Source organism: Streptomyces europaeiscabiei (assembly GCF_001550375.1).
In the GTDB taxonomy this organism is placed as follows: Bacteria; Actinomycetota; Actinomycetes; order Streptomycetales; family Streptomycetaceae; genus Streptomyces; species Streptomyces europaeiscabiei.
Window position 1 is genome coordinate 1 of sequence record NZ_LRTR01000596.1, and the last position, 1,423, is coordinate 1,423.

Here is a 1,423-nt window from a genome sequence, read left to right on the forward strand (position 1 = left end):
CGGGATGCTGGCGGGGTCGGTGTGCAGGCCGAAGAAGACGAAGAACACGGCGGCGAACAGGTCCCGCAGCGGCGCCAGCAGACCGTGCGCGCCCTCGGCGACCTCACCCGACAGCGCGATGCCCACCAGGAACGCGCCCACCGCCGCCGACACCTGCAACTGCTGCGCGAGCCCGGCGACGACGAGCGTCACCCCCAGCACGACGAGCAGCAGTTTCTCGGGATCGTCGCTGGAGACGAAGCGGGAGATGTGCCGCCCGTAGCGCACCGCCACCAGCAGCACGACCCCGGCCGTACCGAGCGCGATGGCCAGGGTCGCGCTGCCCGCCGCCAGACCGACCCCGGCCAGCAGCGCGGTGACGATCGGCAGGTAGACGGCCATGGAGAGGTCTTCCAGGACCAGGATGCTCAGCACGACGGGCGTTTCGCGGTTGCCGAGCCGTCCGAGGTCGCCGAGGACCTTGGCGATGACGCCGGAGGAGGAGATCCAGGTGACGCCGGCGAGTACGACGGCGGCGACGGGGCCCCAGCCGAGCAGCAGTGCCATGGCGGCGCCGGGCAGGGCGTTGAGGGCGGCGTCGACGAGGCCGGCCGGGTACTGGGTCTTGAGGTTGGAGACGAGATCAGTCGCCGTGTACTCCAGCCCGAGCATGAGCAGCAGCAGGATCACGCCGATCTCGGCGCCGATCGCCACGAACTCCTCACTGGTCCCCAGCGGCAGCAGCCCGCCCTCACCGAACGCCAGCCCGGCCAGCAGATACAGCGGTATCGGCGAGAGCCGGAACCGCCCGGCGAACCTCCCCAGCAGCCCCAGCCCGAGGATGATCGCGCCGAACTCGACCAGGAAGACGGCGGAGGAGTGCGTGGTGGACGACTGGGCGAGGAACTGAGCGGCGGACTGCCCTGCGGACTGGGCTGCGGCCTGAGCGGAGGCGTACACGAACCGCTCACTCCCGCCCGAGTATCGCCGCGGCCGCCTCCACACCCTCCCGGGTGCCGATCACGATGAGCGTGTCACCGCCGGCCAGCCGGAAGTCCGGCGTCGGCGACGGAATCGCCTCGGCCCGCCGCAGTACGGCCACGATGGACGCGCCCGTCTCGGTCCGCATCCGGGTGTCGCCCAGCACGCGCCCGTTCCAGTGGGACGTCGACGTCAGCTCGATCCGCTCCGCGACCAGCCCCAGCTCCGTGGTGGACAACAGGTTCGGGCTGTGGTGGTCCGGCGTCAGCGCGTCGACGAGGGCGGTCGCCTCTCCCGACGTCAGCCGCACCGACAGCGCACACGCGTCCGGATCGTCCTGCTGGTACGCGCTCAACGTGCGCGCACCGTCCCGATGGGCGACCACCGAGATCCGCCGCTGCTCCTTGGTCGTGAGGTCGTAACGGACCCCGATCCCCGGCAACGGCGTACTACTGAGGCGCGG

General features: G+C 71.3%; 2 protein-coding genes. Both read right to left on the reverse strand.

The window, feature by feature from the left end:
• On the reverse strand, window positions 1–843 hold an 843-nt coding region (locus AWZ10_RS28575; RefSeq protein ID WP_167365950.1), incomplete at its 3' end, for a cation:proton antiporter.
• A 103-nt stretch (window positions 844–946) separates the two neighbouring features.
• Window positions 947–1,423: cation:proton antiporter regulatory subunit (locus AWZ10_RS28580; RefSeq protein ID WP_244172574.1), on the reverse strand; the 477-nt coding region annotated here is incomplete at its 5' end.